The sequence below is a fragment of the Klebsiella sp. JB_Kp042 genome, from assembly GCF_040065275.1.
GTDB lineage: Bacteria > Pseudomonadota > Gammaproteobacteria > Enterobacterales > Enterobacteriaceae > Klebsiella > Klebsiella quasipneumoniae.
Genome location: NZ_JBEAJL010000116.1, coordinates 49,205 through 68,937, shown reverse-complemented (window position 1 = coordinate 68,937; position 19,733 = coordinate 49,205). Strand labels below are relative to the sequence as shown.

The 19,733-nt window shown below is 61.2% G+C and carries 14 protein-coding genes; 7 read left to right on the top strand and 7 right to left on the bottom strand.

The genetic code is table 11. The features are described 5' to 3' along the window. Positions 1 to 2: 2 nt before the first annotated feature. Genes gspF through ABLV54_RS25195 form a run of 5 tightly spaced genes read right to left on the bottom strand, consistent with a single transcriptional unit; the run spans position 3 to position 5,656 of the window. A complete protein-coding gene (gene gspF / locus ABLV54_RS25215; protein WP_004204418.1) occupies positions 3 to 1,217 on the bottom strand; it encodes a type II secretion system inner membrane protein GspF in 1,215 nt (404 codons plus the stop codon). Position 1,218: 1 nt separating this feature from the next. Further along, positions 1,219 to 2,712 (bottom strand): type II secretion system ATPase GspE, encoded by a 1,494-nt coding sequence (gene gspE / locus ABLV54_RS25210; protein ID WP_017901153.1) that lies wholly within the window; start codon positions 2,710 to 2,712, stop codon positions 1,219 to 1,221. Next, the gene (gene pulD, locus ABLV54_RS25205; RefSeq protein WP_004204420.1) at positions 2,709 to 4,682 is read right to left on the bottom strand and encodes a GspD family T2SS secretin variant PulD; all 1,974 of its coding nucleotides are present in this window, start codon (positions 4,680 to 4,682) and stop codon (positions 2,709 to 2,711) included. Before pulD ends, gspE begins: the two co-directional genes overlap by 4 nt. Before the next feature lie 9 nt (positions 4,683 to 4,691). Next, the gene (gene gspC / locus ABLV54_RS25200; protein WP_050533870.1) at positions 4,692 to 5,534 is read right to left on the bottom strand and encodes a type II secretion system protein GspC; all 843 of its coding nucleotides are present in this window, start codon (positions 5,532 to 5,534) and stop codon (positions 4,692 to 4,694) included. Continuing rightward, a complete protein-coding gene (locus ABLV54_RS25195) occupies positions 5,519 to 5,656 on the bottom strand; it encodes a hypothetical protein (protein ID WP_032426032.1) in 138 nt (45 codons plus the stop codon). The genes gspC and ABLV54_RS25195 overlap by 16 nt, the downstream gene beginning before the upstream one ends. A 184-nt stretch (positions 5,657 to 5,840) precedes the next feature. Here ABLV54_RS25195 and pulA point away from each other — a divergent pair, with 184 nt between their 5' ends. Together pulA and gspB are read left to right on the top strand one after the other, a co-directional pair. Next, a complete protein-coding gene (gene pulA / locus ABLV54_RS25190; RefSeq protein WP_050533869.1) occupies positions 5,841 to 9,131 on the top strand; it encodes a pullulanase-type alpha-1,6-glucosidase in 3,291 nt (1,096 codons plus the stop codon). Positions 9,132 to 9,386: 255 nt separating this feature from the next. After that, positions 9,387 to 9,944 (top strand): type II secretion system assembly factor GspB, encoded by a 558-nt coding sequence (gene gspB, locus ABLV54_RS25185; RefSeq protein ID WP_044521071.1) that lies wholly within the window; start codon positions 9,387 to 9,389, stop codon positions 9,942 to 9,944. A gap of 39 nt (positions 9,945 to 9,983) precedes the next feature. Here gspB and gspS read toward each other — a convergent pair whose 3' ends face one another. Further along, complete coding sequence (gene gspS, locus ABLV54_RS25180) at positions 9,984 to 10,358, bottom strand: type II secretion system pilot lipoprotein GspS (protein WP_023292031.1); 375 nt, start codon at positions 10,356 to 10,358, stop codon at positions 9,984 to 9,986. 62 nt (positions 10,359 to 10,420) lie between these two features. Then, on the bottom strand, positions 10,421 to 10,582 hold the full coding sequence (locus tag ABLV54_RS25175) for a hypothetical protein (protein WP_072096638.1): 162 nt from the start codon (positions 10,580 to 10,582) through the stop codon (positions 10,421 to 10,423). A gap of 363 nt (positions 10,583 to 10,945) precedes the next feature. On the opposite strand from ABLV54_RS25175, the gene mrcB reads away from it, so the two are divergent. From mrcB to fhuB, 5 genes are all read left to right on the top strand, one after another. After that, positions 10,946 to 13,510, top strand: coding sequence for a bifunctional glycosyl transferase/transpeptidase (gene mrcB, locus ABLV54_RS25170; protein WP_050533868.1), 2,565 nt, complete (start codon positions 10,946 to 10,948; stop codon positions 13,508 to 13,510). A gap of 234 nt (positions 13,511 to 13,744) precedes the next feature. Further along, positions 13,745 to 15,952, top strand: a complete 2,208-nt coding sequence (fhuA, locus tag ABLV54_RS25165; protein WP_050533867.1) for a ferrichrome porin FhuA — start codon at positions 13,745 to 13,747, stop codon at positions 15,950 to 15,952. A 45-nt stretch (positions 15,953 to 15,997) separates the two neighbouring features. Continuing rightward, positions 15,998 to 16,795, top strand: coding sequence for a Fe3+-hydroxamate ABC transporter ATP-binding protein FhuC (gene fhuC, locus ABLV54_RS25160; RefSeq protein ID WP_004204431.1), 798 nt, complete (start codon positions 15,998 to 16,000; stop codon positions 16,793 to 16,795). Beyond that, on the top strand, positions 16,795 to 17,685 hold the full coding sequence (fhuD, locus tag ABLV54_RS25155; protein WP_032452786.1) for a Fe(3+)-hydroxamate ABC transporter substrate-binding protein FhuD: 891 nt from the start codon (positions 16,795 to 16,797) through the stop codon (positions 17,683 to 17,685). The genes fhuC and fhuD overlap by 1 nt, the downstream gene beginning before the upstream one ends. After that, entirely contained in the window at positions 17,682 to 19,664 is a 1,983-nt protein-coding gene (gene fhuB, locus ABLV54_RS25150; protein ID WP_050533866.1) for a Fe(3+)-hydroxamate ABC transporter permease FhuB, read from the top strand. Before fhuD ends, fhuB begins: the two co-directional genes overlap by 4 nt. The last annotated feature ends 69 nt before the right edge of the window (positions 19,665 to 19,733 follow it).

The window sequence follows — 19,733 nt, the reverse complement described above, 5'->3', positions numbered from 1 at the left end:
AGTCACATACTCATAAGGGTATTCAGTTGCAGGATCGGCTGCAGGATGGCCAGCACGATAAACAGCACCATGCCGGCCATGGTGACCACCAGCAGGGGTTCAAACAGGCTGAGAGACATCTGGATCTGCGCGCTCAGTTCCCGGTCCTGGTTCTCCGCCGCGCGCTCCAGCATGGCGGTCAGCTCACCGCTCTGTTCGCCGCTGGCGATCATGTAGCGCATCATCGGCGGAAACAGCGCCGTGGCCTCCAGCGCGCGATGCAGGCTGACGCCTTCGCGCACCGACTCGCTGGCGGTCTCCAGCTGGCTGCGCGCCCAGGCATTGCTGAGAACGCCCGCGCTGATGCGCATCGACAGCAGCAGCGGCACCGCGCTGGCGTTGAGAATGCTTAAGGTGCGGGCGTAGCGCGCGCTGTTGACGCTGCGCGTCACGCGGCCGATGACCGGCAGGCGCAGCAGCGCCCGGTCCCAGGCGAGCCGCCGGGCAGGCTGGCGCAGCAGATAGCGCAGCCCCAGCAGCGCCAGTAACGACAGCAGCACCAGCCAGGGGCCCGCGCTGCGCACCATGTCGCTCAGGCTCATCAGCAGCCGGGTAGAGAAGGGCAGAGCCTGTTTAAGATGGACAAACTGCTCGACGACTTTCGGCACCACGGTGGAGAGCAGAATGGCGATCACGCTGATGGCGACCAGCGTCAGCACGATGGGGTAGATCATCGCCTGCAGCAGGCGGGCGCGAAGCTGCTGGCGCTGCTCGGTATAGTCCGCCAGCCGATTCAGCACGCCGTCGAGATGGCCGGAGGTTTCGCCAGCCGCCACCATGGCGCAGAACAGGCCGTCGAAGCAGGCGGGATAGCCGCGCATCGCCTCCGCCAGCGAATGGCCTTCGAGCACTTTGCTCCGCACCCCGGCCATTAACGTTCTCAGCGGCGCCTTTTCGCACTGTTGGGCGACGGCATCGAGCGCTTTCTCCAGCGGAATGCCGGCGGCGACCAGGGTGGCCAGCTGGCGAGTGAGCAGGGCTAAATCACCGGCGCTGGTGCGCCGGGTAAGGAGCCCGCCGCGCCACAGCCGGCTCGCCGGGTCGGCGGCGGCCACTTCCAGCGCCAGCCAGCCTTTGTCCCGCAGCAGCTGGCGGGCGTGGCGGGCGGAGTCGGCTTGTTGAACGCCGCGGCGGGTTTTGCCCTGCGCGTCCAGCGCCTGATAGCGAAACAGGGCCATCTCAGACGCTGTCCGCCGTTTGCTGTTCGGTGACCCGCATCACCTCCTCCCAGCTGGTGATCCCCGCCAGCGCTTTATCGCGCCCGGCATGGCGCAGGGTCTGCCAGGCCGGCCCCAGCTGCTGGATCAGGGTGATCTCATTTTCGCCGCGGTGGATGGCGGCGCGGACGCGGTCGTCGATCGGCAGCAGCTCGTGAATGCCGGTGCGTCCGCGATAGCCGGTGAAATTACACCGGGCGCAGCCTTTTGGCCGCCACAGCGGCGTGCCGGTCGGGACCGCCATCTGCCGGGCGGTGTCGGCATCCGCCTGCGTGGGCTGACGGCAGTGCGGGCACAGTTGGCGCACCAGCCGCTGCGACATCACCGCCAGCAGCGACGTGGAGAGTAAAAAAGGCTCCACGCCCATATCCTGCAGACGGGAAATAGCGCCCAGCGCGCTGTTGGTGTGCAGGGTCGACAGCACCAGGTGGCCGGTGAGCGAGGCCTGAACGGCGATCTGCGCGGTTTCGCCATCGCGGATTTCGCCCACCAGCACCACGTCCGGATCCTGGCGCAGGATGGCGCGCAGGCCGCGGGCGAAAGTCATCTCGACTTTGGCGTTGACCTGAGTCTGGCCGATGCCCTCCAGCTCATATTCCACCGGATCTTCAATGGTCATGATGTTGCGCTCCCGGGCGTCGAGGCGGCTGAGGGCGGCGTAGAGCGTCGTGCTTTTCCCGGATCCGGTCGGCCCGGTGACCAGAATGATGCCGTGTGGCCGGGCGATCAGCGCGTCGACCTGGTCGAGCAGGGCGGGGGGCATGCCCAGCGTCAGCAGATCCAGGTTGACGCTGTTTTTGTCCAGCAGGCGCAGCACCACGCGTTCCCCATGGCTGGAGGGCAGGGTGGAGACGCGCACGTCTATCGCCCGCCCGCCGATGCGCAGCGCCATGCGGCCATCCTGGGGAACCCGTTTTTCCGCAATGTCCAGGCTCGCCATCACCTTGATACGCGAAATTAACAGCGCGGCCAGCCGCCGCTGCGGGCGGAGAATTTCCCGCAGCACGCCGTCGACGCGAAAGCGGATCTGCAGATGGCGCTCATAGGTTTCGATATGGATATCGGAGGCTTTCTCTTTGATAGCCTCGGTGAGCATGGCGTTGATCAGACGGATAATCGGTGCATCGTCCTCGCTGTCGAGCAGATCGTCGGTATCCGGCAGCTCTTCGGCGAGGGTATAGAGGTCAAGCTCATTGCCGATGTCGGCCATCATCCGGTGCGCTTCCGCCGAGTCGCGCTGATAGCTGAGCACCAGCGCTTTCTCGAACGCGTCCGGCGCCAGACGGCTGACGCTCATCGGCCCGTCCGCCAGGCGGCGCGCTTCCAGCAGCGCCCGGGCGGCGGTGTCCGCGCGGCACAGCGCTTCGCAGCGTTCGCCGTCGCTCAGCAGCACCAGATGGTGCGCGCGGGCCCAGGCGAAGGGCAGCAGCGGACGGCGTTCGGCGGCTGGCGTCATAGGCGGCCTCCGAGGTTAAAAGCGTCAATGGCGGCGCTGACCTGGCGGAAGGCCTGGGTCTCCTGCTGCGGGTAGATGTGCAACAGATCGTTGCTGAGCGATGCTTCGCTGCTCTCTTTGCCCCGCTGTTTGGTTTGCGCATCGTTGAAGGCGGTGTACTGGCCGGAAGAGGCCTGGCGGTACTCATCGCGGTCGCGAATAATGGTCGGGCGGATAAACAGCATCAGGTTGCGCTTCGACACTTTCTTGCTGTCGGAGCGGAACAGCGCGCCGATCACCGGGATGTCGCCGAGCAGCGGCACTTTGTCGGCGGTATCGGTGACGCTTTTATCCAGCAGCCCGCCAACCACCACCGTTTCGCCGCTGCCGACCAGCACGGCGTTATTCACCGTCCGGGTATTAAAGGTCGCTCCGAGATCGCTGCTGGTGCTGGAGGCCGAATCGGCGACGCTCGATACTTCCTGCTCAATCTCCAGCAGCACGGCATCGCCTTCGTTAATCTGCGGCTTCACCTTCAGCTTAATGCCCACGGTTTTGCGCTCGACGGTATTAAAGATGTTGTCGCCGGAGGTGGTTTGCGAGCCGGTTAACACCGGGACTTCCTGGCCGACGTTGAAGGTGGCTTGCATATTGTCGAGGGTGACGATGCTGGGGGTGGCCAGAATATCGTTCTTGGTACTGCTGGAGAGGGCGGTCAGCAGCATCGCCCAGTTCCCCTGATAGAAACCGGCGGCGATACCGTTAAACGAGCCGAGGGCGCTGGCCAGCGAGCTGCTGATGGTGCCGTCTTTGTTGTACTGGTTGGCGCCGGCGATGACGCTGGATATCGGCAAACCGCTGTTGGTGAACTGGGTCATGCCGGCGTTTTTATTGGCCCACTGGATACCGAGATTGAGGCCGTCGGCATCCTGCACTTCGGCGATAATCGCCTCCACCAGCACCTGCGGGCGGCGGATATCCAGCTGGGCGATCACTCGCTCCAGATCGTTCATCACGTCCGGCGCGGCGGTGACGATCAGGGCGTTGGTCTGGCCGTGGGCTTTGATAATGATATTTTTATCGATCGCGGCCACCGGTTTGGCGCTTTGCTTATCGTTCTGCAACGAGCTGCTGATCCCGGTCAGGACCTCCACCAGATCGGCGGCTTTGGCGTACTTCAGGTAGATCACTTTGGTGTTGCCCTGCACCGCCTGCTGGCGGTCGAGCTGTTTGATCATGGCGATAATGCGCTGGCGCGAGTTTGGCTCGCCGCTCACCAGCACCGAGTTGGTACGCTCATCGGCCACCACGTTCGCCACCATCGATCCCGGCAGCGCCGATTTGCTGGTGTCTTTATTGAGTTCGGTAACCAGTTTGACCACCTCCGCGGCGGAGGCCCAGGAGAGAGGCACGGTCACCACGCTGCGATCCCCGGCGTTGTCGACGCGTTCGACAATAGTCAGCAGGCGTTTGATGACCGCCGCGCGGCCGGTCATCAGCAGGACGTTGGAGGGTTCATAATGGACCACGCTGCCGGCGCCAGCGTTATCGTTCAGCTGGCGGAGCAGCGGCGCGAGATCGCGGGCGGCGACGTTGGTCAGGGGCACCACCCGGGTGACGACCTCATCGCCTTCGCCCGGCGCGGCCTCGCTGGCGACCGGAACGGCCGAGGTCTTGGCGTCTTTAGCGCGGACCACCTTCAGCACGCCGTTATTCATATTAATCACGGCGAAGCCGTATACATCCAGCACGCTGAGGAAGAATTGATAATATTGCTCTTCATTGAGCATATCGTAACTGCGCACGGTGATAGTGCCGCGTACGCTGGGATCGATAATCACCGTTTTATTCAGGTTTTTGCTGACGGTATTGATAAATTCCTGGATATCGGTGCCTTTAAAACTGGCGGAAAATTCCTCCGCGGCGGCCGGGGAAAATAGCAGCGGGGTTAATATCAGCAGCGCAGGCAGCATTTTTCGCAGGCGTTTCATGGTTGGCAATTATTCATCCCCCAGGGCGAAAGCAATATCGTGTCGTTGGCCTTCCCGCTCAACGGTTAGCGTTATTTCGGTCATGTCGGCCAAATTCTGCAGCGCCTGTTGCGCTTGTTCCTGTTCGCGTAAATCGATGCCATTTAAGGCAATCGCCAAATCATTTGCCTGTAGGCCGGCCTGGCGAAACAGCGAGGGGTCTTTGCCAGGGTTAAGTCGATAGCCCTGCAGTTTGTCGCCGCTGAGTACCGGCGAAATCGTTAAATACGTGAGGATATTTTGCGGCTGCTCGCGGAGTCGCTTCATCAGGGGCGGACGGGGCGCGGCGGCGGGCGATGACGACGGCGCGCGGGTATCGTTAAATAATAAAATGGCCTCCTGGCGCCCCTGATAGTTGACGATGATCCGGTCTGGCAGGATGGCAGCGATCTGCGCATCGTACCCCGGGGTGGTATCGCCGACGCTAAGGCTAACCTGCTGATTTCCCTTTTCAATAATCGCGATGGATCGCGCCGGGTTGCTGCTGGCGAGCAGCCCGGCCAGACGTAGCTTCAGGCTGGAAACCGGCACCTGATTGAGGCTGGTGGCCACCGCTGGCGCGGGGGGGTTTTTAGCCGCCAGGCCAAACAGGGTAAATGCGGGCCGCACGTTTTTTAATTCCGGTTCCGCTGCCGGAGGTGCGGTTAACGGTAGGGCGGAAATATCCTCAGGACTCACAGGGAATACCACCCGCCAGGTTAATTTCGCCAGCTGCGGAATGGCGGTTATTAATATGATGAGCGTCACAATTTGGGGTAATAATTTAATTATCCCTTTATTTATATTTGTTAACCCCATCACAGAAACTGGCATTTTAATTCCTTTGCTAATTTATTTTTCTGCACGCTGGCGTAATACCCTACCGAAACAGGTAGGTGATTATTGGCTTTTGAATGAATTATTGCCGGAGAGTGGCGATAAGCGTGGCGAATCATAATCAGTTTGCGGTTTGCGGTCGTCATTCCCTTTATTCATTTACTCCCCCGGCTTCCTACGCCCCCCTCTCATTTGTGGGGGATGATTGCGCCTGGGAAAGCAAAAATATCTAATTAGCGCGCTGTAAAGATATTCATCCTTTCTTACCTTTTATAATTTAATAAGCATATTAGGGACTATCGAATGCTCAGATATACCTGTCATGCCCTATTTATTGGATCGTTAGTATTATTGAGTGGCTGTGATAACAGCTCTTCCTCCTCTTCCTCTGGATCACCTGGCGACCCAGGTAATCCCGGCACGCCCGACCCGCAGGATGTCGTCGTCCGTTTACCGGACGTTGCCGTCCCTGGCGAAGCGGTACAGGCCTCTGCCAACCAGGCTGTCATTCATCTCGTCGATATCGCCGGCATCACCAGCAGCACGCCGGCCGACTATGCCAGCAAAAACCTCTATCTGTGGAATAACGAAACCTGCGATGCGCTGAGCGCGCCGGTGGCGGACTGGAATGATGTCAGCACCACGCCGACCGGCAGCGACAAATATGGCCCTTACTGGGTGATCCCGTTGACCAAAGAGAGCGGATGTATCAACGTTATCGTCCGCGATGGCACCAATAAGCTTATCGACAGCGACCTGCGCGTCTCTTTCAGCGATTTCACCGATCGGACGGTATCGGTCATCGCCGGCAACAGCGCGGTCTATGACTCCCGCGCCGACGCCTTCCGCGCCGCCTTTGGCGTGGCGCTGGCCGATGCGCACTGGGTCGATAAGACCACTCTGCTGTGGCCGGGCGGGGAAAATAAACCCATTGTGCGCCTCTATTACAGCCACAGCAGTAAGGTGGCTGCCGACAGTAACGGCGAATTTACCGATAAATATGTCAAGCTGACCCCCACCACCGTCAGCCAGCAGGTGAGCATGCGCTTCCCGCATCTCGCTAGCTATCCTGCCTTTAAGCTGCCGGATGACGTCAACGTCGATGAATTGCTGCAGGGCGAGACGGTGGCGATATCCGCCGAAAGCGACGGGATCCTGAGCTCCGCCACCCAGGTGCAGACCGCCGGCGTACTGGACGATACCTATGCCGCCGCCGCCGAGGCGCTGAGCTATGGCGCCCAGCTAACCGATAGCGGCGTGACCTTCCGCGTCTGGGCGCCCACGGCGCAGCAGGTCGAGCTGGTGATCTATAGCGCGGACAAGAAAGTGATAGCCAGTCACCCGATGACCCGCGACAGCGCCTCCGGCGCCTGGTCCTGGCAGGGAGGGAGCGACCTGAAAGGCGCGTTCTACCGCTACGCGATGACGGTCTACCACCCGCAGTCGCGTAAAGTCGAGCAGTACGAAGTGACCGATCCCTACGCCCATAGTTTGTCGACCAACTCGGAGTACAGCCAGGTGGTCGATCTGAACGACAGCGCGCTGAAGCCGGAAGGCTGGGACGGGCTGACGATGCCGCACGCGCAGAAAACCAAAGCCGACCTGGCGAAAATGACGATCCACGAATCGCATATTCGCGATCTCTCCGCCTGGGATCAAACCGTTCCTGCGGAGCTGCGCGGTAAGTATCTGGCGCTCACCGCCCAGGAGAGCAATATGGTCCAGCATCTGAAACAGCTGTCGGCCTCGGGCGTGACCCATATTGAGCTGCTGCCGGTCTTCGATCTGGCGACGGTCAATGAGTTCAGCGACAAAGTCGCCGATATTCAGCAGCCGTTCAGTCGCCTGTGCGAGGTCAACAGCGCGGTGAAGAGCAGCGAGTTCGCGGGCTATTGCGACAGCGGTTCGACGGTTGAAGAGGTGCTGACTCAGCTGAAGCAGAACGACAGTAAGGATAACCCGCAGGTGCAGGCGTTGAATACGCTGGTGGCGCAGACCGACTCCTATAACTGGGGCTACGATCCGTTCCACTACACAGTACCGGAAGGATCCTACGCCACCGACCCGGAAGGCACGGCGCGCATTAAAGAGTTCCGCACCATGATTCAGGCGATCAAGCAGGATCTGGGAATGAACGTCATTATGGACGTGGTGTACAACCACACCAACGCCGCCGGCCCGACCGACCGCACCTCGGTGCTGGATAAGATCGTCCCCTGGTACTATCAGCGTCTGAACGAAACCACCGGCAGCGTGGAATCGGCCACCTGTTGCTCCGACTCGGCGCCAGAGCACCGGATGTTCGCCAAGCTTATCGCCGATTCACTGGCGGTATGGACCACCGATTATAAGATCGATGGCTTCCGCTTCGACCTGATGGGCTACCACCCGAAAGCGCAGATCCTCTCGGCCTGGGAGCGCATTAAAGCGCTGAACCCGGATATCTACTTCTTTGGCGAAGGCTGGGATTCCAACCAGAGCGATCGCTTTGAAATTGCCTCGCAAATCAATCTCAAAGGCACCGGGATCGGCACGTTCTCCGATCGTCTGCGCGACGCCGTGCGCGGCGGCGGACCGTTCGACTCCGGCGATGCATTGCGCCAGAACCAGGGCGTGGGCAGCGGGGCCGGCGTTCTGCCGAATGAGCTGACCACCCTGACCGACGATCAGGCGCGCCATCTCGCCGATCTGACCCGTCTCGGTATGGCCGGTAACCTTGCGGACTTCGTGCTGATCGACAAAGACGGCGCGGTGAAGAGAGGCAGCGAGATTGATTATAACGGCGCGCCTGGCGGCTACGCGGCTGATCCGACGGAAGTCGTGAACTATGTGTCAAAACACGACAACCAGACGCTGTGGGACATGATCAGCTACAAAGCCGCTCAGGAGGCGGATCTCGACACCCGCGTCCGGATGCAGGCGGTGTCGCTGGCCACGGTCATGCTCGGCCAGGGGATCGCCTTTGACCAGCAGGGCTCGGAGCTGCTGCGCTCCAAATCCTTTACCCGCGACTCGTATGATTCCGGCGACTGGTTTAACCGCGTGGATTACTCCCTGCAGGACAACAACTACAACGTCGGTATGCCGCGCAGCAGCGATGATGGCAGCAACTATGACATCATCGCCCGCGTGAAGGACTGGGTGGCCACCCCGGGTGAAGCCGAGCTCAAGCAGATGACCGCGTTTTATCAGGAGCTGACCGCGCTGCGTAAGTCATCTCCGCTGTTTACCCTCGGCGACGGCGCGACGGTGATGCAGCGTGTGGACTTCCGCAATACCGGCGCCGATCAGCAGACCGGTCTGCTGGTGATGACCATCGATGACGGGATGCAGGCTGGCGCCAGTCTGGACAGCCGCGTCGACGGCATCGTGGTGGCGATTAACGCCGCTCCGGAAAGCCGGACGCTGCAGGATTTCGCCGGCACATCGCTCCAGCTGAGCGCCATCCAGCAGGCGGCGGGCGACCGTTCGCTGGCCAGCGGCGTGCAGATTGCCGCTGACGGCTCGGTCACGCTGCCGGCCTGGTCGGTTGCTGTTCTCGAATTGCCGCAGGGCGAATCGCAGGGCGCCGGCCTGCCGGTGAGCAGTAAATAACGTGACGTGGGGCGCCCGTAAGGGCGCCTCTGGCTGATGACAAACCTGGTTTGATATTGTGCCGCCTTTCTGCCGGGTGGCGGCTTTCGCCTTACCCGGCCTGTGAAGGACTGCAATATCAAACCGTTATGCAGTTAGCTGTAGGCCCGCGCAAGCGCAGCGCCGCCGGGCAATCCCTGAAGATTGCGCTTTGTCAGCCGTTTGGGGCGCCCGTAAGGGCGCCTTCTCGTTATCGTGAGGGAACAGGAGATCGTGGTGATTGTTCGTGATGACAGTGAAAGAGGGATCCCCCCGCTGGTGGCGCATCAGCCGCCTTCCGCGCAGGCGGACGCGCCGGTGATCCGCGGCCGGATGGTGCAGATCCCAGGCTGGATTATCCCGCTGTACGCCGGATTATTATTCGCGCTCGGCTGGTTTGGCGGCGAGCAGTGGCGTCATCCGGCACCGCCGCAAACGCTGCCCTTGCCGGTGGCGCATGCGGCGCTTCTGCCGTTAACCGCAGCCGGAGAGGCCGCGCCAAAGACGCCGCCGCCGGCGACAAAACCCAGCGCGCCCGCCGCGCCGGTGGTGGACAGCGATACGCTGCCGCCTCTGCGCTATAGCGCGCATGTCTACGCCTCGTTAGCGGAAAAGCGCAGCATTGTGTTAAATGGCAAAGCGTGGACGGAGGGCGACTCCCCGCTGCCCAATCTGGTGGTGGAGCAGATCCAGCAGGATGTGACGATCTTTAGCTTCAACGGCACGACCTTTACCCTCGCGGCGCTGGAGGACTGGCCCGGGGGGAAAATTGACGAGGAGCCGAAAGGCGAATAAGGGGCACGCGCAATAAAATGCGCGTTGAAGATATTTTGCTTAGTCGCCGCGCAGGCTGGCAATAAAGGGAGCAAGCTGGCGATTAAATTGACTGCACTGCGCGGCTTCCGGGGTGCTGTCCTGTAAAAGCTGTTGGTAAAGCCGGTCGCTATTTTGGCTTAACGTTGCCGGGTCAATATTTCCCCAGCCGCGCGCTTTGCCGACATTCACCGCCGCGCGATAAATAGCTTCATCGGCGGGCAGATCGCTACGATTACATTTATTCTTGAGATAGCGCGTTCCTGCCGCCACGGACGAGAGCTGCTCGAGCTGCGCCTGGCTACTGATGGCCGGACTGAGCGTTGAGGCGGGTTTCTGTTGGCAGCCAGAGAGCACGGCCACCACGCAAAGCGGAAATATAAGCGGAATGCGCATAGTAGAGTAATCAAAATAATGAATCACTGGCCGCTAGTTTAACAAATATTTCCCTGGTGTCATCATAAAATATGATTCTGCATAAATGTTAACAGGCTCTCATTTTTATTGGCAGAAACTCGATTAATCCCCTTTACTTCTTTCAATAATAAATATTGGCGGCCGGAAAATATATTTTCTGCGGCAGATGATGTCGCCGCATTTGGCGTCAGGGCGAGCGTCATTTTTTATGTTATTAAAAAACATACTCTTTCCCATCTTGTTACGTGAGCACGAGGTAAAATGCTGGTTAAGAATGTCGCATTTTAGTGCTATCCTGTATGCCCTGAACATTACGTGCTATGTTCTGACTCATTCTGCCAGTGATGCGTTTAACACAATGATTTTATGGTGAATTTTTATTGTTAGTATCATGTGAAACGAAGCAAACCAACCCTTTGAAAGGTGGGCGGGGCGTTCTGCCCGCCAGCAGGTTGTCGTCCCGAGGGTAAGCAGCCAGGACGTTAATTTGAGAGATTTCTTCTTCCTCTGAACAGGGGAAGTATTGAGAATCAGGCCTTTGCGCCTGAACGTTGCGGAGAAAAAGCATGGCGGGAGATGACCGCGAGCCTATCGGACGTAAGGGAAGACCCTCACGTCCGACAAAACAGAAAGTCACCCGTCGCCGGGTCCGGGAAGAGGACTACGACGACGAGTATGATGACGATGATTATGAGGATGAGAAACCGGTGCCGAGAAAAGGCAAAGGCAAAGGTGGTAAGCCTCGTCGTAAGCGCAGCTGGCTGTGGCTGCTGGTCAAGCTGGGGATTGTCTTCGCGGTGCTGATTGCCGCCTATGGCGTCTACCTCGACCAGAAAATCCGCAGCCGCATTGACGGTAAAGTCTGGGAGCTGCCGGCCGCGGTCTATGGCCGAATGGTGAACCTTGAGCCGGACATGCAGATCAGCAAAAACGAGATGGTGCGTCTGCTGAACGCCACCCAGTATCGTCAGGTCAGCGCGATGACGCGTCCCGGCGAATATACGGTGCAGGCCAACAGCATCGAGATGATCCGCCGTCCGTTCGATTTCCCGGACAGTAAAGAAGGGCAGGTGCGCGCGCGTCTGACCTTCGATGGCGACCATCTGGAAACCATCGAGAATATGGATAACAACCGCCAGTTCGGTTTCTTCCGCCTCGATCCGCGACTTATCACCATGCTGCAGTCGCCGAACGGCGAGCAGCGTCTGTTCGTGAAGCGCAGCGGCTTCCCCGACCTGCTGGTGGATACGCTGCTGGCGACCGAAGACCGCCACTTCTACGAGCACGATGGTATCAGCCTCTATTCCATCGGCCGTGCGGTGCTGGCGAACCTGACGGCAGGCCGGACGGTGCAAGGGGCAAGTACCCTGACCCAGCAGCTGGTGAAAAACCTGTTCCTCTCCAGCGAACGCTCCTACTGGCGTAAAGCCAACGAAGCGTACATGGCGCTGATCGTCGACGCCCGCTACAGCAAGGATCGCATCCTTGAGCTGTATATGAACGAGGTGTACCTCGGTCAGAGCGGCGATAACGAAATTCGCGGCTTCCCGCTGGCCAGCCTGTACTACTTTGGCCGTCCGGTGGAAGAGCTGAGCCTCGACCAGCAGGCGCTGCTGGTGGGGATGGTGAAAGGGGCCTCGGTCTATAACCCGTGGCGCAACCCGAAACTGGCCCTTGAGCGACGCAATCTGGTGCTGCGTCTGCTGCAGCAGCAGCAGGTCATCGACCAGGAGCTGTACGACATGCTGAGCGCGCGTCCGCTGGGCGTGCAGCCGCGCGGCGGGGTGATTTCACCGCAGCCGGCGTTTATGCAGATGGTGCGTCAGGAGCTGCAGGCGAAGCTGGGCGATAAAGTGAAAGATCTCTCCGGCGTGAAGATCTTCACGACCTTCGACTCGGTGGCGCAGGATGCCGCGGAAAAAGCGGCTACTGAAGGGATCCCGGTACTGAAGAAACAGCGCAAGCTGGCAGATCTGGAAACCGCCATGGTGGTGGTGGACCGCTTTACCGGTGAAGTGCGGGCGATGGTCGGCGGCGCGGAGCCGCAGTTCGCCGGCTACAACCGTGCGATGCAGGCCCGCCGGTCGATTGGTTCTCTGGCCAAGCCGGCGACCTATCTGACCGCGCTGAGCCAGCCGAACCAGTATCGCCTGAATACGTGGATCGCCGATGCGCCAGTGACCATTCGCCTGTCCAACGGCCAGACCTGGTCGCCGCAGAACGACGATCGTCGCTTCAGCGGCCAGGTGATGCTGGTGGATGCCCTGACCCGTTCGATGAACGTGCCGACGGTTAACCTCGGGATGGCGCTGGGCTTGCCGGCGGTGGTCGATACCTGGACCAAACTGGGGGCGCCGAAGAATCAGCTCAACGCCGTGCCGGCGATGCTGCTTGGCGCGCTGAACCTGACGCCAATTGAAGTGGCCCAGGCCTTCCAGACCATCGCCAGCGGCGGCAACCGTGCGCCACTCTCCGCCCTGCGGTCAGTGATTGCGGAAGATGGCACGGTGCTGTATCAGAGCTACCCGCAGGCGGAGCGCGCGGTGCCTGCCCAGGCGGCCTACATGACGCTGTGGACCATGCAGCAGGTGGTGCAGCGCGGGACGGGGCGTCAGCTGGGCGCGAAGTATCCTGGCCTCCATCTGGCGGGGAAAACAGGGACCACCAACAATAACGTCGATACCTGGTTTGCCGGGATCGACGGTAGCCAGGTGACCATCACCTGGGTGGGTCGCGATAATAACCAGCCAACCAAACTGTACGGCGCCAGCGGTGCGATGTCGATCTACCAGCGTTATCTGGCGAACCAGACGCCAACGCCGCTGGTGCTGACGGCGCCTGAGGACGTGGTCGACATGGGCGTGGACAGCAACGGCAACTTCGTCTGCAGCGGCGGTATGCGTTCGCTGCCGGTGTGGACGACGCAGCCGGATGCGCTGTGCCGCCAGGGCGAAATGATGCAGCAGCAGCAGTTGCAGCAGCAGGAAGCGAACAACCCGTTCAATCAGTCCGGGCAGCAGCAGCCTCAGCAGCAACAGCAACAGCAGCAGCAGCAACAGCAGCCGCCGAAGCAGCAGGAGAAGAGCGACGGCGTCGCGGGCTGGATCAAGGATATGTTCGGCAGTAACTGATTTAAGCCCTAAGACCAGACCCCTTAAGACGAAAGTATTAAGGGGTTTTTTTATGCCTGTAAAAAAGTTAACGGCTCTTTAACTCCATAATAACTATCTGGTTATTAATTCAGCCTTCAGCCCGCAGCGACAGGCATATCGCTTGCCTTGCCTTCAACGTTTCGCCTATTATATCGCCCGTCATAATAATAATTCTCGTTTACGTTATCATTCACTTTCATCAGAGATATACCCATGGCGCGTCCAAAAACTGCTCAGCCAAACCACTCGCTGCGTAAAGTCGCAGCTGTAGTAGCCACGGCGGTTAGCGGCATGTCTGTCTACGCACAGGCAGCAGAACAACCGAAGCAAGAAGAAACCATTACCGTCATTGCCGCCCCGGCCGCCCAGGAAAGCGCCTGGGGACCGGCGCCGACCATCGCGGCGAAACGCTCCGCCACGGCGACGAAAACCGATACCCCGATAGAAAAAACGCCGCAGTCTGTGTCGGTGGTGACGCGCCAGGAGATGGAGATGCGTCAGCCGACGACGGTAAAAGAGGCGCTCTCCTATACGCCAAGCGTCTTCTCCACCCGCGGCAGTTCGACCACCTATGACGTGGTCACCATTCGCGGCTTCACCACCTCGACGACCGTCAACACCAACCAGTATCTGGACGGCATGAAGCTGCAGGGGAATAACTACTCTGAAGTCTCCATGGATCCTTACTTCCTGGAGCGCGTGGAAGTGATGCGCGGGCCAACCTCGGTGCTGTACGGCAACAGCAACCCGGGCGGTATCGTCAGCATGGTCAGCAAACGCCCGACCACCGAGCCGCTGAAAGAAGTGCAGTTTAAGATGGGCACCGACAATCTGTGGCAGACCGGGTTTGACTTCAGCGACGCCATTGATGATGCCGGCGTCTGGTCCTACCGCCTGACCGGCCTGGGCCGCAGCCAGGATGCCCAACAGCAGATGGCGAAATCGACCCGCTACGCGGTGGCGCCCTCCTTTAGCTGGCGTCCGGACGATAAAACCGACTTCACCTTCCTGAGCAACTTCCAGAATGATCCGGATGCGGGCTACTACGGCTGGCTGCCGCGCGAAGGCACCGTGGTGCCGTATTACGACGCCAACGGTAAGGCGCATAAGCTGCCGACCGATTTCAACGAAGGCGAGGCGGATAATAAAATCTCCCGCCGCCAGAAGATGGTGGGCTACAGCTTCTCCCATCAGTTCGATGACACCTTTACCGTACGGCAGAACCTGCGCTATGCCGATGTGCATACGCTCTATCGTTCGGTGTACGGCAACGGCTATGTCGCGCCGGGCTACATGAATCGCGCCTATGTGCGCTCCGACGAGCACCTGAACACCTTCACCGTCGATACTCAGCTGCAGTCTGATTTCGCCACCGGCGCGGTTAGCCATACCCTGCTGACCGGCGTGGACTACTCGCGGATGCGTAACGATGTGGATGCCGACTACGGGACGGCGGATCCCATCAGCATGAACAATCCGCAGTACGGCAACCCGAATATTCAGGTCACCTTCCCGTACGCGGTGCTCAACCGGATGGAGCAGACTGGCCTGTACGCGCAGGATCAGATGGAGTGGGATAAATGGGTGATGACCTTGGGCGGCCGTTACGATTACGCCACGACCTCAACGTTAACCCGCGCCACCAACAGCCTGGCGGAGAACCACGACCAGCAGTTCAGCTGGCGCGGAGGCATCAACTACCTGTTCGATAACGGTATCTCTCCGTACTTCAGCTACAGCGAATCGTTTGAACCGGTATCGGGATCCAGCAGCAGCGGTAAGCCGTTCGATCCGTCGCGCGGTAAGCAGTATGAAGCCGGCGTGAAATATGTGCCGAAAGATATGCCGGTGGTGGTCACCGCGGCGGTCTATCAGCTGACCAAAGACAAGAACCTGACGGCGGATCCGGCTAACCAGGCGTTCAGCATCCAGACCGGCGAAATCCGCTCCCGCGGCCTTGAGCTGGAGGCGAAGGCGGCGGTGAACGCCAATATTAACGTCACCGCAGCCTACAGCTACACCGATGCGGAGTACACTCACGATACGGTGTTCAACGGCAAACGTCCGGCGGAAGTGCCGCGTAACATGGCCTCCCTGTGGGCGGATTATACCTTCCACGAAACCGCGCTGAGCGGTCTGACGATTGGGGCCGGGGCGCGCTATATCGGTTCAACGGTCAGCTACTACAAAAATGACACCAGCACCGGTAAGAAAAATGATGCCTTTAGTGTGGCCGGTTATGCGCTGATGGATGCGACGGTGAAATACGATCTGGCGCGCTTTGGCCTGCCGGGCTCGTCGGTCGGCGTCAACGTCAACAACCTGTTCGACCGCGAATATGTCTCCAGTTGCTACAGCGAATACGCCTGCTACTGGGGGGCCGGACGTCAGGTCGTCGCCACCGCCACCTTCCGTTTCTAACCACCTACGGGCGCGGTTCGCCGCGCCCTTTATCAGGTTATCGCTATGCAGGAACAGACTCCGCACGCAGAAACCACCTTCGCGCTGGATCGCGTCACTTTCCGTGTGCCTGGCCGCACGTTGCTCCATCCGCTCTCGCTCACCTTCCCGGCCGGAAAAGTCACAGGCCTGATCGGCCATAATGGCTCCGGCAAGTCGACGTTACTGAAAATGCTTGGCCGCCATCAGCCGCCTTCCGCAGGCGATGTGCTGCTGGACGGCCAGCCGCTGGAGAGCTGGGGCAGCAAAGCCTTTGCCCGCAAAGTGGCCTATCTGCCGCAGCAGCTGCCGCCGGCCGAAGGTATGACGGTGCGCGAGCTGGTGGCGATCGGCCGCTATCCGTGGCACGGCGCGCTGGGTCGCTTTGGCGCGGCGGACCGCGAGAAAGTGGAAGAGGCGATTGCGCTGGTAGGGCTGAAGCCGCTCGCCCATCGTCTGGTGGACAGCCTCTCCGGCGGCGAACGCCAGCGGGCGTGGATCGCCATGCTGGTGGCGCAGGATAGCCGCTGTCTGCTGCTCGATGAACCCACCTCGGCGCTGGATATCGCCCATCAGGTTGATGTCCTCGCGCTGGTGCATCGTCTCAGCCAGCAGCGCGGCCTGACGGTGATCGCCGTCCTGCACGACATTAATATGGCGGCCCGCTACTGCGACTATCTGGTGGCCCTGCGCGGCGGGGAAATGATCGCCCAGGGGACGCCGGCGGAACTGATGCGCAGCGACACCCTGGAACAAATCTACGGCATCCCGATGGGGATCCTGCCGCACCCGGCCGGCGCGGCGCCGGTAAGCTTTGTCTATTGATGATGACCCCGACTCAGATAACCCGACGCCGCCTGCTGACCGCGATGGCGCTCTCGCCGCTGCTGTGGCAGATGCGCGGCGCGCAGGCGGCGAACGTTGACCCGCAGCGTGTGGTCGCCCTGGAGTGGCTGCCGGCGGAGCTGCTGCTGGCGCTGGGCGTCACGCCTTACGGCGTGGCCGATATCCCTAACTATCGCCTGTGGGTGAACGAGCCCGCGCTGCCCGACTCGGTGATCGATGTCGGTTTGCGCACTGAACCCAATCTTGAGCTGCTGACGCAGATGAAACCGTCGTTTATCGTCTGGTCAGCAGGCTACGGCCCGTCGCCGGAGAAGCTGGCGCGTATCGCCCCCGGCCGCGGATTCACCTTTAGCGACGGCAAACGCCCGCTGGCGATGGCTCAGCGCTCGCTGCTGGAGATGGCTGACCTGCTGGGCAAACCGCAGCAGGCTCAGCGCCACCTGGCGGAGTTTGAGGCGCTGATGGCGAGCCTGAAGCCGCGTTTTGCCGGGCGCGGCGACCGTCCGCTGCTGATGATCTCCCTGCTCGATCCGCGCCACGTTCTGGTGTTTGGCGAAAACTGCCTGTTCCAGGAGGTGCTTGACCGCTTTGGTATTAAAAACGCCTGGCGCGGCGAAGCGGCGTTCTGGGGCAGCGTCAGCGTTGGCATCGACCGGCTGGCGGCGTTTAACGAGGCCGATGTGATCTGTTTTGATCATGGTAACGAGCGGGAGATGACCCAGCTGCTGGCGACCCCGCTGTGGCAGGCGATGCCGTTCGTGCGCGCGGGGCGCTTCCAGCGCGTTCCGGCCGTATGGTTCTATGGCGCGACGCTGTCGGCGATGCATTTTGCCCGCGTGCTGGCCGAGGCCCAGGGGAGTCCGGCATGAATACGCGTATTTCACCGTTAGCCAGTATCCTGCTGGCCGCGCTGCTGGTTGCCGCCTTCGCGTTGAGTATCGTCAATCTCAATGTCGCCTTGCCCTATGCGCAATGGCGGCAGGCGCTGCGGCAGCCGGATAGCGATCAGATTGCCCAGATGCTGTTTCATTACAGCCTGCTGCCGCGGGTGGCCGTTTCACTGCTGGTGGGGGCCGGGCTGGGACTGGTCGGCGTACTGTTCCAGCAGGTGCTGCGCAATCCGCTGGCGGAGCCGACCACCCTTGGCGTCGCCACCGGCGCGCAGCTGGGGATAACGGTCACCACGCTGTGGGCCATCCCCGGCGTGCTGGCGTCGCAGTTTGCCGCGCTGGCCGGGGCCTGTCTGGTGGGTGCGCTGGTGTTTGGCGTCTCCTGGGGCAAGCGTCTGTCGCCGGTAACGCTGATCCTGGCGGGCCTGGTGGTCAGCCTCTACTGCGGGGCGCTTAACCAGCTGATGGTGATTTTCCATCACGACCAGCTGCAGAGCATGTTCCTGTGGAGCACCGGGACGCTGACGCAAACCGACTGGAGCGTGGCGCAGCGCCTGTGGCCGCAGCTGCTGGGCGGGGCGATACTCACCCTGCTGCTGCTGCGTCCGCTGACTCTGATGGGGCTCGATGACGGGGTGGCGCGCAACCTGGGGCTGGCGCTGTCTCTGGCGCGCCTCGGCGCCCTGACGCTGGCGATCGTGATGAGCGCGCTGCTGGTCAACGCGGTCGGGATTATCGGCTTTATCGGCCTGTTCGCGCCGCTGCTGGCGAAAATGCTCGGCGCCCGTCGACTGCTGGCCCGGCTGCTGCTGGCGGCGCTGATCGGCGCGCTGCTCCTGTGGCTTTCCGATCAGGTGATCCTCTGGCTGAGCCGGGTATGGCGGGAAATCTCCACCGGCTCGGTCACCGCCCTGATCGGCGCGCCGCTGCTGCTGTGGCTGCTGCCACGGCTGCGCAGCATCAGCGCCCCGGTGATGAACGGCGGCGATAATGTGCAGCCTGAGCGCTATCACGTGCAATGGTTTGTTCTCGGGGGCGTCGCGTTGCTGCTGCTGGCGATGAGCGTGGCGCTGGCCTTTGGTCGCGATGCCCATGGTTGGCTGTGGGCTCACGGCGATCTACTGGAGCAACTGCTGCCCTGGCGCTGGCCGCGGGTGCTGTCGGCGCTGTTCGCCGGGGTGATGCTGGCGGTCGCCGGCTGTATTATCCAGCGCCTGACCGGCAACCCGATGGCCAGCCCGGAAGTGCTGGGCATCAGCTCCGGCGCCGCCTTTGGCGTGGTGCTGATGCTGTTCTTCGTGCCTGGCGACGCCTTTGGCTGGCTGCTGCCGGCCGGGAGCCTTGGCGCGGCGGCCACTTTGCTGATCATTATGCTGGCCGCCGGGCGGGGCGGTTTCTCGCCGCATCGGATGCTGCTGGCGGGGATGGCGCTCAGTACCGCCTTCACTATGCTGCTGATGATGCTGCAGGCCAGCGGCGATCCGCGTATGGCGCAGATCCTGACGTGGATCTCGGGGTCGACCTACAGCGCGACGCCGGAGAGGGTGGTACGCAGCGGCGCGGTGATGCTGGTCCTGCTGGCGCTGGCGCCGCTCTGTCGCCGCTGGTTAACCATCCTGCCGCTGGGCGGGGAGGCGGCGCGGGCGGTGGGCATGGCGCTGACGTCATCGCGGATTGTTCTGCTGCTGCTGGCGGCCTGCCTGACGGCGGCGGCGACGCTGACCATCGGCCCGCTGAGCTTCGTCGGGCTGATGGCGCCGCATATTGCGCGCATGATGGGCTTCCGCCGAACGCTGCCGCATATGGTGATCTCCGGACTGACTGGCGGGCTGCTGCTGGTCTTCGCCGACTGGTGCGGACGGATGATCATGTTCCCGTACCAGATCCCGGCGGGGCTGCTGTCGACCTTTATCGGCGCGCCGTACTTTATCTATTTGCTGAGGAAGCAGAGCCGCTAACGATCCCGGATGGCCTCAACATCCCCGGTGGCGCTAGTGCTTACCGGGGCTACAGTGCTGTGCGATTTG